Source organism: Paraburkholderia sp. A3BS-1L (genome assembly GCF_051125215.1).
GTDB lineage: Bacteria > Pseudomonadota > Gammaproteobacteria > Burkholderiales > Burkholderiaceae > Paraburkholderia.
In genome coordinates, this window is record NZ_CP120442.1 from 80,894 (window position 1) to 96,035 (window position 15,142).

The following is a 15,142-nucleotide window of genomic DNA, read 5'->3' on the forward strand; positions in this document are numbered from 1 at the left end:
TCGCCGCCGCGCCGATCTATGGCGGCGGGCCGCCGTTCGCCGCGAGGCGCCGGCGCGCGATGCTCACGGCCTGGCGCTCGTTGTTGAGCGCCGTGGTTTGCGCCGCCACCACGTCGAGATAGGTGATCGCGCCGCTCTTGTAGCGATTCTCGACGATCGCAAGCGTGCGCTTCGCGGCGTCCACTGCGCGGTCCTGCGCGACGGCCTCCTGTTCGAGCACGCGCAGGGCCGCGAGGTTGTCCTCGACCTGGCCGAACGCGTCGAGCACGGTCTCGCGATACTGCGCGACGTTCTCGTCGTATTGCGCGCGTGCCGCGTCGCGCACGGCGGCGCGGCCGCCGAAGTCGAGCAGCGTGCCGGCGAGCGCCGGGCCGAGCGACCAGAAGCGTGCGGGCGCGACGAGCCACTGGCTGTAGTTGGTCGCCTCCAGCCCGCCCGTGACGGCAAGGACGAGGCTCGGGAAGAGCGCTGCCGTGGCCACGCCCACCTGCGCGTTTGCGGCGGCCACGCGGCGCTCGGCGGCGGCGATGTCGGGGCGGCGCTCCAGCAGCGTCGACGGCACGCCCGGCGGCGCGACCAGCGCCTGCGCAGTGAGCGGCGCGCCGGGCAGCACGGGCAGCGCGAAGGTGGAGGGCGACTGCCCCGTGAGGATTGCAATGGCGTGTTCGAGTTGCGCGCGCTGCACGCCCAGATCGATCGCCTGCGCCTCGGTGGTCTGCAATTGCGTCTGCGCCTGGCCCACGTCGGCGTCGGTGGCGATGCCGCCTTCGTAGCGGTGTTGCGTGAGCGCGAGTGACTCGCGGTAAGCGGCGAGCGTGTCTTCCAGCAACTGGCGTTCGCGGTCGAGGCCGCGCAGCTCGAAGTAATCGGTCGCGAGTTCGGCCTGCACCGAGAGCAGCACCGCCTGCATGTCGGCGGCGCTCGCCTGGGCGTTGGCCTGCGCGCTTTCCACGCCGCGCGCGACGCGGCCCCAGACGTCGGGCTCCCAGGTGGCGTCGAGACCTACGAGGTAGTCGTTGATCGTGCGGCCCGCCGTCGACTTGAACTCGATGTTCTGCGAGGTCCGCGTGCGCGTGAAGCCCACGCCCGCGGTCACGGTCGGGAAAAAGGTCGAGCGTTGCTGGGCGACGTTCGCACGTGCGGCGCGAAAGTGCGCCTGGGCGGCCTGCACGTTCTGATTCGCCCGCTCGACCTGCGCTTCGAGCGCATCGAGTTGCACGTCGCCGTAGATCGACCACCAGGCGCCGCGCGGCGCGGTGTCGGCGGGCTGCGCGCTGGTCCAGCCGGTGCCTTCGAGTTCCTTGTAGGTGGCGGCGACGCCGATCTGCGGGCGCACGTAGTCGGGGCCGACCTTGCAGCCCGCGAGCGCGGCGCCAAGCGCAAGGCAGAGCAATATTCGCCTCACGATGCCGCCTTCCCGACGATGCGCACCGGCGTCCCATCGACGATCGAATCCTGCGGATTCACGATCACGCGCTCATTGCCGGTGAGTCCCGCGGCCACCGCTACGCGCGTGCCGAAGTCGGTGCCGAGCGTGACATCGACGAGCTTCACGTGCCCGTTCTCGCCCACCGTCGCGACCTTCACGCCATCGGGCCGGAACAGGAACGCGTTGCCCGGCAGCGTGAGCGGCGTGGCGCTGCCGTCGAGCGCGAAATGCACTTGCGCGTAGGCGCCGGGCAGCAGGTCGCCGTTGGGATTGTCGACGTCCACTTCCACGAGCAGCGTGCGCTGCTGCGGGTCGACCGCGCCCGCCGTGCGCGCGACCACGCCCGGGTAGCGCTTGCCTTGCGTCTCGTTGAGCGTGAGATACGCGTGCTGGTTCGGTCGGATCTGCTGCGCGTAGGCTTGCGGCACGTTCGCATAGACGCGCAGGCGGTCGGCCTGCGCGACATGGAACAGCTCCTTTTGCTGGCCGCCCGAGCTGCCCGCGTCGATCAGCGCGCCCACGTCGGTATTGCGCGCCGTGACGATGCCGTCGAACGGCGCGCTCACCTTCTCGTACGACTGCAACTGCGAGAGCCGCGAGACGTTGTAGCGCGCCGCGTCGAGCGTCGCCTTTTTCGCAAGCATGTCGGCTTGCTTCTCGTCCGCGTCCTGCTTCGCCACCGAACGGGTCTGGAGCATCTGCGTCCAGCGATCGGCGGTCGTTTTCGCGAGCGCGTAGTTCGCCTCGGCGTTCGCGAGATCGGCGCGCGCAGCGCGCAACTGGTCGTCAACTTCGGGCGCGTCGATTTCGGCGAGCAGCTGGCCCGCCTTCACGTGCGCGCCGATATCCGCATACCACTTGCGCAGATAGCCATTGGTGCGCGCATAGATGGGCGTGTCGAGAAACGCCTGCACGTTGCCAGGCAGCACGAGGTCGAGCGCATGCGCGGAGCGTTGCGGCGTGACCACCTGCACGCTCAGTGTGCTCGCGCGTTGTGCTTCGCGCTCGAGCGCCGCGTGCGCGTTCAAACGCGACCAGATGCCTTGCACGGCAAGCGCGATCACCACGAGCGCCGCGAGCACCAGCGGCCAGCGCCGTGCCCGGCGTGGACCGTGCGGATCGCGTGGATCCGGCGGCGGCGTGTCAGCGTGGCCGGGATGCATGGCGGCTCCGGGTCGTTGGAGAAAAGAGCATCGTCGTCATGATTTGGGCACTACGTTTTCGATGGCGCGCTGGCGGTGCTCGCCGAGCTTGCGGTACACGAGCGAGAACACCACGGGCACGAAGATGAGCGTCGCGAGCGTGCCCACCGTGAGCCCGCCGATCACGGCGCGCCCGAGCGGCGCGTTCTGCTCGCCGCCTTCGCCGAGTCCAATGGCCATCGGCACCATGCCGATCACCATCGCGAGCGCCGTCATCAGCACCGGGCGAAAGCGCGTGAACCCCGCCTCGATGGCGGCGCGCGCGGCGTCGCCGTGCTCGCGCAACTGCTCGCGCGCGAAGCTGATCACGAGAATCGAGTTCGCCGTGGCGATGCCGATGCACATGATGGCGCCCGTGAGCGCGGGAATGGAAACCGTGGTGTGCGTGAGGAACAGTATCCAGACGATGCCCGCGAGCGCGCCGGGCAGCGCCGAGATGATGATGAGCGGATCGAGCCACGACTGGAAGTTCACGACGATCAGCAGGTAGACCAGCACGATGGCGAACACGAGGCCGCCCAGCAATCCGGAGAACGAATTGTTCATGGTGTCGACCTGGCCGCGCAGGCTGAGCGTCGAGCCCTTGGGCAGGTCGCCGTGCGATCCGGCGATGATTTTCTGGACGTCGTCGGAGACCGCGCCCAGATCGCGGCGGTCCGCGCTCGCGTAGATGTCGATGGTGGTCTGCGCGTTGTAGTGCGTGACGACCGCGTCCCCGGACACGCGCCGCATGCTCGCGAGCGAGCCGAGAATGTTGCTGCGCCCGTTCGCGGTGAGCGGAATGTTCGCGAGTGACTGCAGCGAATCGATCGTGTATTGCGGCGCTTCGGTGATGACGTTGTAGCTCACGCCGTTCATCGGGTTGAGCCAGAACGTGGGCGTGGTCTGCTGGCTGCCCGAGAGCGTGATGAGCAGGTCGCTCGCCACGTCCTTCTGCGTGAAGCCCGCTTGCTGCGCGCGCGTGCGGTCCACGTCGATGAAGAGGCGCGGCAGGTCGGCTGGCTGCTGGATGCGCGCGTCGGCGAGACCCGGCACGCTGCGCAGTTTCGCGAGCAGGCGCGCCGCGTATGCGCGGTTGGCATCCACGTCGCGGCCCGTGATCTGCACGTCGATCGGCGCGGGCATGCCGAAGTTCAGCGTCTGGCTCACGATGTCGGCGGGCAGGAAGGCGAACTGGACGCCCGGGAATTCGTCGTTGAGCGTGCGCCGCAGCAGCCGCACGTAATCCGCCGTCGGGTGGTGGTTTTCGGCGAGCGAGATCAGCACGTCGGCGTCCGAGGTGCCGATCGTGCCGGTGTTGCTGTACGAGAGATTGATGCCCGAGACCGGCAGGCCGATGTTGTCGATGATCGAATGCAGCTCGCGCGCGGGAATCAGCTGGCGGATGCGCTTGTCGATGCGATCGGTGATGACGGCGGTTTCCTCCACGCGCGTGCCGGTCTTGGCGCGCAGATGCAGCGCGATCGTGCCCGCATCCACTTGCGGAAAGAAGTCGCGGCCGAGAAACGGCAGCAACAGCAGCGAGGCGCCGCAGCAGGCGAGAAACGCCGCCACGAACCACACGGGATGCGCGACGCGCGCCGCGAGAAACGCGCGATAGCGCACGCGCATGCGCTCGAAGCCGCGCTCGAACGCAAGGTGGAGGCGCATGAACGGATTGCGCGTGCCCGCATGCATGTGATGGAGGTCGGCGGGCTTGTGGTGATAGCGCAGCAGATACTTCGCGAGCGTGGGCACGAGCGTGCGCGAGAAGAAGTACGACGCGAGCATCGCGAACACCACGGCTTCGGCGAGCGGAATGAACAGATAATGCGCGACGCCCGTGAGCAGGAACATCGGCACGAACACGATGCAGATCGAGAGCGTGGAGACGAGCGTGGGCACCGCGATCTGGTGCGCGCCGTCGAGAATCGCTTGCTCGAGCGTCTTGCCCTGTTCGAGCTGCTGGCTGATGTTCTCGATGGCGACCGTTGCGTCGTCAACGAGTATGCCGACGGCGAGCGCGAGACCGCCGAGCGTCATGATGTTGATGGTCTCGCCGAGCGCCGCGAGCACGATGATCGAGGTGATCATCGACAGCGGAATGGAGATCGCGATGATGAGCGTCGCGCGCCAGTTGCCGAGAAACAGCAGGATCATGAGCGCGGTGAGCGCGGCGGCGATGAGCGCCTCGCGCAGCACGCCCTGCACGGCGGCGCGCACGAACAGCGACTGGTCCGCGACCGGGTCGATGTTGAACGAGGGCGGCACGAGATTGTGCAGCACCGGCATCATCGCCTTGATGCGGCCGACGATTTCGAGCGTGGACGTGTTGCCGCTCTTGTTGATGGTGAGCAGCGCCGCGCGCTGGCCGTTCACGCGCACGATGTTGGTCTGCGGCACGAAGCCGTCGCGCACGTGCGCGACGTCGCGAATATAGATCGTGCCCGCCGCCGTGGTTTTCACGGGGATGTCGTTCAGGCCCGCTATGGTGTTGGGGCTCGCGTTCATCAGCACCGAATATTCGGACGCGCCGATCTTCGCCGTGCCCGAGGGCAGGATGAGATTCTGCGCGCTGATGGCGTTCACCACGTCCATCGGCGAGAGGTTGTGCTGCTGCAATGCGCGCTGGTCGATATCGACCATGATCTGCCGCTGCTTGCCGCCATAGGGCAGCGGCGCCGAGGCGCCCGGCACCGTGGCGAGCTGCGTTTTGAGGAAGTTGTTGCCGTAGTCGAACAACTCCTGCTCGGTGAGCAGCGGCGAGGACAGCGAAAGGCGCAGGATCGGCACCGTCGAGGCGTTGTAGCGCAGGATGAACGGCGGGTTGATGCCCGGCGGCAGCGAGCGCAATTGAGCCTGCGAGAGCGCGGTGACTTCGGCCAGCGCCTCCTGCACGTTGGCATGCGGCTGGAAGAAGATCTTCACGACCGTCACGCCGTTGAGCGAGGTGGACTCGGTGTGCTCGATGTCGTTGACGGCCACCGAGAGTCCGCGTTCGTAGTTGATGGCGATGCGTCTGGACATCTCGTCGGCGGGCAGGCCCGTGTAGGTCCAGATGACAGAGAGCACGGGAATGTCGATGTTCGGGAAGATGTCCGTGGGCGTGCGCAGGATCGTCAGCGGGCCGACGATCAGGAGCAGGAGCGCCAGCACGATGAACGTGTAAGGGCGCTTGAGTGCGAGCCTGACGATCCACATGAAACGGCAGCTTCCTTCGCGGGTGGCGGTGTTATGGCCGATATCAGCACGCAGCTATCGCGCGGTGCCCGCGCAGTTGTCATGCTGTTACCGGATCGGGCGGCGAGCGTTCGCGCGGGGCGCGTGGCTGCTCATGTGGCTGTTTGGGGCGGCGGCTGGTGCATCGATTACGCGCCGTTTGTCTGCGTTTTTATCCGTTCGTGCCAAGCTTGCGCCTTTTGGCAGGACTATAACGCCTGCCAGTAATAGTCAGAGTACTTTTGCAGCCAGCGCTCCACAAGCGCGCCGGGTGGCGATTACCATCTGTTACAGTCAGGAATTCGTAAGTCGAATGGGGGCGCGAGCCGCCCCTCTATTTTTGCTTTGCGCAAGTAGCCGAAATGAGGCAAAAATGCGTAAACCGGTTGGGTCCGTGTCGGGTCCGTGTCACGTCTCAAGGGCGAAAGAAGTGTGAAAGAAGCGCGAATCACGCGCGAATCAAGCGCGAACGCGGCTCGCCGGAGCAGGTTGGATGTGTGCGCAACGTCGAATGCGCACCAGTTTTTGTCAGCACACTGACTGGCCTTTCTTGCGGGGAGGCCGGCAATGGAATGGGAACGGGGAAACATCATGCAAGTCGGTTCTATCGTCCGCACCGTGCATATCGCAGTGCCTCATGGCGCGCGCGGTATCGTGATGCGCATTCTCGGCGACATGGCCATGGTTACCTGGTACGTGGGGGAGCCTGGCGCGTCGAAGCAGCTCAACACCGAACCCTTTTTTCTGGTGGATCTGATAGACACGGGCGAGCACGTCATGCCCGCCGGCGCGAATCTGCATTGAGCGCGCCCTGAATTCAGCCTGAACTTGTGCCGGATTTGACCTGCGAGTTTGACCGGACCTCGCCGCCGCGGCGCGCACGATGCACAATGCGCAGATGAACGATCCAACCACATTTGCATCGGGCGAGCCTCCGGAAGCGGGTTCGGCCGCACCTTACGCCCGCCTCACACCCGAGTGCGTGCTCGACGCCGTCGATGGCGTCCTGATGCCGGCGGGCCGCCGCACCGACGGCCGCATGCTGGCGCTCAACAGCTACGAGAACCGCGTCTACCAGATCGGCGTGGAGGACGAAGCGCCGCTCGTCGTGAAGTTCTATCGTCCCGAGCGCTGGAGCAACGAAGCCATTCTCGAAGAGCACGCGTTCGTGGCCGAGCTTGCCGCGCGCGAGATTCCCGCCGTGCCCGCACTCGTGCTCGAGGGCCGCACGCTGCACGAGCACGAGGGCTATCGCTTCGCACTCTTCGAGCGGCGCGGCGGCCGCGCGCCCGACCTCGACCGCAGCGATACGCTCGAATGGATAGGGCGCTTCATTGGACGCATTCACGCGCTGGGCGCGACCCAGCCGTACCGGGCACGCCCATCGATCGATATCGCGAGCTATGGCTACGAGCCGCGCGCGTACCTGCTCGAACACGGCTTCGTGCCCGCCGACGTGCGCGAAGCGTGGGAAGCGGTCGTCGCGCTCGCGCTGCAAGGCGTGGAGGCCGCGTTCGAGCGCGCTGGCGACGTGCGCAAGCTGCGTCTGCACGGCGACTGCCACCCGAGCAACGTGCTCTGGACCGATGCGGGGCCGCATTTCGTCGACTTCGACGACAGCCGCATGGGTCCCGCTATCCAGGATTTGTGGCTGCTGCTGCCCGGCGACCGCGCGGACGCCTCGCGCGCACTCGCGGATCTGCTCGCCGGCTATGAAGACTTCTGCGAATTCGATCAGCGCGAGCTGCATTTGACCGAAGCGCTGCGCACGTTGCGGCTCATTCACTACTCGGCCTGGCTCGCGCGGCGCTGGTCCGATCCCGCCTTTCCGGCGGCATTCCCATGGTTCAACACGCAGCGCTACTGGGAAGAGCGCATTCTCGAATTGCGCGAGCAGATCGGCGCGATGCAGGAAGGGCCGCTCTGGCCGGTTTGATCATCCGTTTGAGCCGCAATCACTACATGCGTGGCACCGAGGCCTGCGGCGCCTCGATCTCCAGCGCGCCCGCTGCCGGTTTTGCCGCAACGGGCTTGACGATCAGCGGGGCGCGCAGGTCGCGCGCCATGGTCTCGAAGGTGGCGCGCATCTGCGCGAAATCGGCGGGACTGCACACGTCGCTCGGAAAATGCGTGCGGCCCGTGCGCATCACGCGCAGCACGTTGGCGTGAGTATCGAGCGTGTATTGCGAGCTGTAGTCGATCAGCGTCGTGGCGGCGTGCTGCGCCGAGGGCATGTCGAGCACGCGCAGCCCCGGCGGCAATTCGATGCGCGTGCGCTCGGTCACGGCCACGTTGCGGCACACGAACGGCTGCGTGCGGCGCGTCTCGCCGAGCCAGTAGCGCAGATTCGCCTCGATGCCGCCCACGAGGCTCGTGAGCGTGGGTACCGGCGTGGTCATCAGCGGGTCGACGAAACCGTCCAGCGTGCCCGTGAGCGTCACCACGAGCGGTCCTGAGGTGGCGTCGAGCGGGCTCGACGCGAGCAGGGCGCTGCCGCGCAGGTTCGCGTTGCGCAGTTCCCACTGCAGCGATTCCTCGCGCTGCGCGGGCGTTTGCAGGCGCAGCACGCTGCGCGTCTGCTCCGCGGCCCAGCCTTTGGACTCGAGGCGATAGACGAAGCGCGCCGAGCCATCGGGCGCGACGGTGATGTCGAGATCGCTGTCGCGCGCGGTCAGTTCGGTGGCCGGCGTGCGCATGAGCGTGCCGTCGCCGGCGAGCACGGTCTCGCGGTTCATGTCCGTCGAAGGCAGATAGCCGAACTCGACGTTATTCGCCGTGGAGTCCGCGAAAAGCTCGAGGTCGGGCAACCATGTGATGACGTGGTTGATCACACCGAAGCCCGGCACCGAAGGCAGCGTGTAGATCGTGCCGCTGTTCAGGAGCGCGGGCACGTTGCGCACACCCACCGCGTCGAGCAGCGCGCCATAGAGCGCGACGTGGTCTTTGCAGTCACCGTAGCGGTTCGCGAGCACCTCGGTCGCGCGATGCGGCACGATCTCGCCGCGCCCGACATTGACCGCCACGTAGCGGATATTGCGGCGGACCCAGTCGTAGAGCGTTTGAGCTTTCGCGCGCGGCGTGGCATCGTGCGCCGTGAGCGTGTGCGCCAGCCGCACCACGTCCGCGTCGCGCGCGGCCACGTCGGCGGAGGCCTCGCGGTACACCTTCGCGAATGCCGCGTAATCGGGGAAGGTGGAAACCATCAGCCGGTCGCCATAGCTTACGTAGGAAACCGAACCATATTCGAGGCGCGCGAAATTCGTCTTGTCATAGCGGTATTCGTAGCGCGTGCGGCCGTTCGCCGTGACCGGCTCGAGCACGGTGAAGCCGCGCGCGTCGGCGTGGAGCGGCACCTTCGCGGGCAAGTCGTAGATCACGCGGAAATTGTGCGTGGGCGCCATGTCGGGCGGCGTGAAGTCGCTGAACCAGCCGGGCACGAGCGGCACGCGCTGGGTCTTGCGCCACGTGAGATGCACGCGCGCGCCGGGCTCGACGGCCGGGAACACGATGACCTTGTCCTGCACGTCCTGGAACATCGGGGCGTCGAAGGAGCGTACTTCCTGCACGTCGCGGATCTGTTCGGGCCGCACGTCGTGGCGCTGGCCCTGGGCGTCCTCGGTCCATGCCTCCACCACATCGACGCGCGCCATGCCGCGGTTGAACCACACGTAGTACTGGCCCGCGCGCGCGATGCCCGCCTCGGTATTGATGCGCAGCGTGAGCGCGTCGACCTTGGTGAAGGAGCCGTCGGCGTTGATGGCGAAGGTCTGCGTCTCCGACTCGTTGGTGTAGGGCGCCTGGTCGGCAGCGTTGCCGGCCGTGGGCGCCGCGGTCTGCGCAGGGGCCGCGCCAGGCGCGGGTATTTCCGCCGCTCGTGCGCCGCAGGCCGAACCGAGGACAGCCAGATAAAGAACGAGGACGTGGCGCATGGCGGCGTTCCGTGAGCGGCGTTGTGGTTATGAGACGGCTCTCGCAGGTATTCGGCGCAATACCTTCACTTAAAAGTCACGCAATTTCCTTGTCAAGCGGATGCCGCTCATTGCGCACGCCTTGCCTTTACGTCTCGCCTTCCGTTTGTGTAATAATAATTATTCTCATTGTCAATTATTGATCCGGCGCACGACGTTGGTGTGCCGTATCCGGAGTCGTGTCTTGAATGCCCGTCTCGACGAGCCCCTGATCGAAACCCCGAGCGCCGAAGCTGGCGCTGGCGTTCGCATCGATCCCCCGCACCGCGCCGCCCAGCCCCTCGATGCCGCCGAATTCGCCGCGCGGCGCAAGCGCTCGCGCCGCGCGAACTTCATCAAATGGCTGCGCAAGGTGCATGGCTGGGTGGGACTATGGGGCGCCGTGCTGGGGTTGCTATTCGGCGTGACGGGCTTTTTGCTCAACCATCGCGCCGGGCCGATGCATATTTCGACGGGCGCGCCGCAGGTCACGCAGCTGCGGCTCGCGCTGCCCGCCGAGCGTCCCGCCACGCCCGAGGCGCTCGCGCGCTGGCTCCAGCACGAACTCGTGTTCGACGGCAAGCCCGGCAAGATCCGCCGCGAGCGCGCGCATCCGGTCGCGTGGGGCGCGCGCAGCGTCGTGCAGCCCGAGTTCTGGCAGCTCATGCTGATGGGGCCGCGCCAGAGCGTGGCCGCGGAGTACTGGGTGGGCGACAGCACCGTCGCCGTGCGGAGCACCGAGAGCGCATTCCTCGCGACGCTCACCAATCTGCACAAAGGCGTGGGCATGAGCATGGGCTGGGTGCTGCTCATGGACACCATCGCGGGCAGCCTCATCCTGCTTTCGCTGACTGGCGTGCTGCTGTGGACCGAGCTCAATCGCCGCCGCATCACGGGCGTCGCGCTGGTGGCTGGGTCGGTGGCGGCTGCGTTGGCGTTCGGGCTGCTCTAGCGCGCATTTGCGCTTGGCTGCATGTGCTTTCGCACACTTGCGCGCGCAACCGAAAACCCGCTTCGCGTGTACGTACTGCGCACCTTGAGGGCGGACACGCGTCGGTGGAGCGTAGCATCGCACCCATGAAAACCGCCAACGCGGAGTGAACGATGGTGCGGCTCATGATCATCCTGCTGGGCGTCGATTACCTGCGCGCACGTTGGCGCGGGGTGCTGATCGCGGGCGCGGTGAGCGCTGCGATCGGCGCCGGGCTCTTCGTCGATGCGCTCGACGGCGTGCTGTATTTTCGCGTCGCGCCGTTCGGCTGGCTGCTGCTCGTCGAAGGGCTCGCGACGCTCGCAGTCGCGTGGACCGGCATGGGTGGCCAGCGTACGCTGCGCTACGTGAAGGGGCTCGCGTTCTGCCTCACCGCCGGGCTCATTCTCTCGGGCTACCGGCATGCGCCGTTCATCCTCTCGATGGTGTTCGCGACGCTCTTTCTTGCCGATGGCCTGCTGCAGATCGCTTCCGCCTGGGTCGTGCGCTACCGCACCTGGAAATTCGCGGTGGCGGGCGGCGTGCTCGAAATCGCCATCGCGATCTTTCTGTATCAGCCGTATCCCACGCATTACAGGGGCACGGTGCCGTATTGCCTTGGCCTCGCCCTGATCTTCACCGGCTGGAACCTGTTGCTGCTCGCCTTGCGCGCGCGGCGGCTCGGCGTGAATCCGGCGATGGCGCAGAGCGGCGCGGCGGCGCTCGCGGCGAGCGCCGTGGGCACGAAGGCCGGGAAGGACGGAGTTGAGGCGCGGCTGACGCACACCGTGTTCGACGGGCCGCCCGAGGACCACGAGCACGCACTCACCGTGCACGTGTGGACGCCCGTGGGCACCTCGAAGGCCGAGGCGCGGCGCCAGCCGTTGATCGACCGCTATATCGCGGCCGTGGACCGCGACGGCGTGATATCGACCGGCCACGCGGCGCTGGAGGCGCCCGAGAACCTGTACATCAGCCTGTATCCCGCCGTCGAGATCGACCGCTCGCCCGACGAGTTCTCGCGCCTCTTGCGGGCGACCGCGGAGAACGACGTGCCGGGCCTGTTCCAGCCCGATTACGCGACTGAGTCGAAAGCATGGTGCCCGTCTACGCGCAAGGTGCGCATCCGCAACTACGATGCGCAGCGGCTCGCGCGCTTCTGGCAGCACTATCGCGCCGACACGACTTACAACCTCACGCATCGCAACTGTTCGAGCACGGTCTCGCATGCGCTGGAGGCGGCGCTCGAAGGCGCGACGCCGCGCGTGTGGGGCGGCGGCTGGCTCGCCTTTGTGCGCATGCTGGCGACGCCGGAGCTCTGGGTGGCCGCGCAGCTGCGCAAGCGCGGCCAGACCATGGCGTGGACGCCCGGCCTGACGCTCGACTATGCGCGGGCGCTGAGCATGCTCGCCGACCCGCGCCCGGCGGGATGGACGCGCGCGATGCGGCTGGTGCGCACGCGGCTCGGACAGTGGCTCAAGCCGTGCGGCGCACGCGAGCGCAGCAAGAATCACGAGGATGAGCGCGGCGCGGGTTCGCGCGGCGCCTGAAGCGGGCGCACGCGCAGCGTCACGCCTGCCGGTCGGGGCGCTTCAGACGTCGCAGCTCGACCCGGCGCTCGCGGCCTGCTCGCGCGCGGCCTTCGCGCCTTCGACCTGGAGCAGGGTGGGCAGCGAAACGCCATTCTTCGCCGCGGTGACTTCGGCGAGGATCGACACGGCGATTTCGGGCGGCGTGCGGCTGCCGATGTAGATGCCCACCGGCCCGTGCAGCCGCGCGAGTTCGGCATCGTTCAGATCGAACTCCTTGAGCCGCTCGCGCCGCGCCGCGTTGTTGCGCCGCGAACCTAGCGCGCCCACGTAGAACGCGCGCGTCTTGAGCGCTTCCATGAGCGCGAGGTCGTCGAGCTTGGGGTCGTGCGTGAGCGCGATCACGGCGCAGCGCTCGTCGAGCTTCATGTCGAGCACGGTGTCGTCGGGCATGGTGCGCACGAGCGTGGTGCCGGGCACGTCCCACGTGTCGGTGTATTCCTCGCGCGGGTCGCACACCGTCACGTGATAGTCGAGCCCCACCGCGATCTGGCACAGATAGCGCGAGAGCTGCCCCGCGCCGATCACGAGCATGCGGTAGCGCGGGCCGTGGATCGTGAGCAGGCGCTTGCCGTCGAAATCCACGCCGTCGGTGGCGCTCGCGGGGCCGAGCGACGCCTGGCCGCTGGCGATGTCGAGCGTGCGCGCCACCAGCTCGCCGCGCTCCACCGCTGCGAGCAGCGCGCCGATGCCCGACGCCAGGGTGAGCGGCTCCAGCACGAGCTGGATCGTGCCGCCGCACGGCAGTCCGAAGCGATGCGCCTCTTCCGCCGTGATGCCGTACTTCACGGCCTCGGGCGTGACGATGTCGATGCCTTCGCGGCGCACGCGGTCGATCAGATCGTCTTCGATGCAGCCGCCCGAGACCGAGCCCACCACGAGGCCGTCGTCGCGCACGACGAGCATCGCGCCTTCCGGACGCGGCGACGAGCCCCATGTCTTCACCACCGTCACCAGCAAGGCGCGGTGGCCTTCCTCGAGCCAGCGTTCGCTGGATTTCAGGACTTCGAGATCCACGCTGTCCATGATCGTTTCCTCTTTTGCGGTTCGTCGCCGCCCGTGCCTTCGGCGTCGCTGGCGGCTTGTGTTTTGTCAGTCGTTTCGGCTGTCTGTTGCGCGGCGGCTTCATCGCTTTGCGCGCCGCCGGCTTGCGCGCCCTGGCCAAGCTGCTCGGTGAAGCGCTTGAAGAACTCGGCGGCGATCTTGCGCGCCGCGCCGTCCACCAGACGCGAGCCGATTTGCGCGAGCTTGCCGCCCACCTGCGCGCTAGCCGTATAGCTGAGCGTGGTGGCGTCCTCGCCCGCGGGTTCGAGCGTCACGCGCGCGTCGCCCTTGCCGAAGCCCGCCGCGCCGCCCTGGCCCTCGAACTGGATCGTGTAGCTGCGCGGCGCTTCGATGTCGGCGAGCTGCATGCGGCCCTTGAAGCGCGCTTTCACGGGCCCGATCGCGGCCGTAAGGGCCACAGCATACGCGTTCTCGCCATCGGCATCGATGCTCTCGCATCCCGGAATGCACACCTTGAGTATCGCCGTGTCGTTGAGGGCTTCCCACGCGTGCTGCTGCGGCACCGGCAGCGTGTGGCTTTCGCTCAGCTCCATTGTCTCGCTCCTTGTCTTGATCTGTGCGTTGATCCGTGCGATGGGTCCTGCAGGCTGCGGCCGAACGCTTCCAGGCTCTCCAGATTGTGGACGCGATAGTGCGCGTCCACATGCGGCAGCATCGCCTGCACGCCGCGTGCCTTCGGCTCGAAACCGCGATAGCGCAGCAGCGGATTGAGCCACACCACGCGATGCGCGAAGCGGTGCAGGCGCGCCATTTCCTCGGCGAGCGCGCTGCCCGGGTCGTGATCGAGGCCGTCGGTGACCATCAGCACCGTGGCGCGCCCGCCGAGCACGCGGCGCGCCCAGCGCCGGTTGAACTGCGCGAGCGTCTCGCCGATGCGCGTGCCGCCCGACCAGTCCGCCACCTGCGCGGCGAGTTGCGCGAGCGCGACATCGGGGTCGCGTTCGCGCAGCGCCCGCGTGGCGTGCGTCAAGCGCGTGCCGAACAGGAACACCTGCAAGCGCTCGCGCGATTGCAGCAGCGCGTGGCAAAAGTAGAGCACGGCGCGCGAATAGCTGCTCATCGACCCGGAGATGTCGAGCAGCAGCACGAGCGGCACGCGGCGCTCGACGCATGCGCGGTATTTCCAGACGGTCCAGTCGCCGCCCGCGCGCACGGCATGGCGCGCGCTCGCGCGCAAATCCGCATGCGTGCCGTGCGACGACGCTTTGAGGCGCCGCGTGCGCTCGGTCGCGAGCGGCAGTCGCCGCGCGCGGATCAGGTGGCGCAGCGCGCGCCATTCGTCGGCGCAAAGCGTATCGAAGTCGCGGTGGCGCAGGCGCTCTTCGGCGCTGAAGCTCGCATGCGCGCGCAGTTCGTGCTCCTCGTGGGCCGGCGGCGCCTGAGTGGCCGGGCGCGAGGCCGCGCGGGCCGCGAGCGCGTCGGCAAGACGATTGTTGCGGCGCGGCGGCGGCAATGCGCCCTGCACCTTCGGCAGCAGCAGCGCGCGCAGCTTGCCCTCCCAGTCGGGGTCGCGCCAGAACAGCTCGAACGCGGCGTCGAAGAGCTCGCGCTCGTCGGGCGCGGCGGTGAGCAGGGCGGCCAGCGCGGCGCGCACATCGTCGCGGCGCGTGAGGTCGATGAAGCTCAGCGCTTCGAGCGCATCCACGGCGCGCGCGCTCGACATCGGCAAGCCCGCGCCGCGCAGCACACGCACGAAATGGACCACATTGCGCGCGAACATCGGCGGCGGTTCGTGCGATGCG

At 67.7% G+C, this 15,142-nt stretch carries 11 protein-coding genes; 4 read left to right on the plus strand and 7 right to left on the minus strand.

Annotation, left to right across the window (positions count from 1 at the left end):
• Positions 1-16 precede the first annotated feature (16 nt).
• The 3 genes from P5W99_RS00375 to P5W99_RS00385 are packed head-to-tail and all read right to left on the minus strand — an operon-like array spanning position 17 to position 5,811.
• Positions 17-1,405: an efflux transporter outer membrane subunit gene (locus P5W99_RS00375; RefSeq protein ID WP_434661411.1), complete on the minus strand. Its 1,389-nt coding sequence runs from the start codon at positions 1,403-1,405 to the stop codon at positions 17-19.
• Complete coding sequence (locus tag P5W99_RS00380) at positions 1,402-2,592, minus strand: efflux RND transporter periplasmic adaptor subunit (protein ID WP_421073861.1); 1,191 nt, start codon at positions 2,590-2,592, stop codon at positions 1,402-1,404. The genes P5W99_RS00375 and P5W99_RS00380 overlap by 4 nt, the downstream gene beginning before the upstream one ends.
• 36 nt (positions 2,593-2,628) lie before the next feature.
• A complete protein-coding gene (locus P5W99_RS00385) occupies positions 2,629-5,811 on the minus strand; it encodes an efflux RND transporter permease subunit (RefSeq protein WP_421022708.1) in 3,183 nt (1,060 codons plus the stop codon).
• 609 nt (positions 5,812-6,420) lie between these two features.
• Between P5W99_RS00385 and P5W99_RS00390 the strand changes: the two genes are divergently transcribed.
• Both P5W99_RS00390 and P5W99_RS00395 read left to right on the plus strand, forming a co-directional pair.
• Positions 6,421-6,633, plus strand: a complete 213-nt coding sequence (locus P5W99_RS00390) for a hypothetical protein (RefSeq protein WP_035523464.1) — start codon at positions 6,421-6,423, stop codon at positions 6,631-6,633.
• 94 nt (positions 6,634-6,727) lie between these two features.
• Entirely contained in the window at positions 6,728-7,765 is a 1,038-nt protein-coding gene (locus P5W99_RS00395) for a serine/threonine protein kinase (protein WP_421022709.1), read from the plus strand.
• A gap of 22 nt (positions 7,766-7,787) precedes the next feature.
• Here the strand turns inward: P5W99_RS00395 and P5W99_RS00400 are convergent, their stop codons facing one another.
• Positions 7,788-9,758 carry a DUF3857 domain-containing transglutaminase family protein gene (locus P5W99_RS00400; protein WP_421022710.1) on the minus strand — a complete coding sequence of 657 codons (1,971 nt, stop codon included), beginning with the start codon at positions 9,756-9,758 and terminating at the stop codon, positions 7,788-7,790.
• Between the two features lie 250 nt (positions 9,759-10,008).
• Between P5W99_RS00400 and P5W99_RS00405 the strand changes: the two genes are divergently transcribed.
• Together P5W99_RS00405 and P5W99_RS00410 are read left to right on the plus strand one after the other, a co-directional pair.
• The gene (locus tag P5W99_RS00405; protein WP_421025139.1) at positions 10,009-10,728 is read left to right on the plus strand and encodes a PepSY-associated TM helix domain-containing protein; all 720 of its coding nucleotides are present in this window, start codon (positions 10,009-10,011) and stop codon (positions 10,726-10,728) included.
• A gap of 152 nt (positions 10,729-10,880) precedes the next feature.
• The gene (locus P5W99_RS00410) at positions 10,881-12,296 is read left to right on the plus strand and encodes an HdeD family acid-resistance protein (RefSeq protein ID WP_421022711.1); all 1,416 of its coding nucleotides are present in this window, start codon (positions 10,881-10,883) and stop codon (positions 12,294-12,296) included.
• 42 nt (positions 12,297-12,338) lie between these two features.
• Here P5W99_RS00410 and P5W99_RS00415 read toward each other — a convergent pair whose 3' ends face one another.
• Genes P5W99_RS00415 through P5W99_RS00425 form a run of 3 tightly spaced genes read right to left on the minus strand, consistent with a single transcriptional unit; the run spans position 12,339 to position 15,120 of the window.
• Complete coding sequence (locus tag P5W99_RS00415; protein WP_421022712.1) at positions 12,339-13,361, minus strand: XdhC family protein; 1,023 nt, start codon at positions 13,359-13,361, stop codon at positions 12,339-12,341.
• Positions 13,334-13,933, minus strand: coding sequence for a CoxG family protein (locus P5W99_RS00420; protein WP_421044645.1), 600 nt, complete (start codon positions 13,931-13,933; stop codon positions 13,334-13,336). Before P5W99_RS00420 ends, P5W99_RS00415 begins: the two co-directional genes overlap by 28 nt.
• Positions 13,924-15,120, minus strand: a complete 1,197-nt coding sequence (locus tag P5W99_RS00425; RefSeq protein WP_421025140.1) for a vWA domain-containing protein — start codon at positions 15,118-15,120, stop codon at positions 13,924-13,926. Before P5W99_RS00425 ends, P5W99_RS00420 begins: the two co-directional genes overlap by 10 nt.
• Positions 15,121-15,142 lie beyond the last annotated feature (22 nt).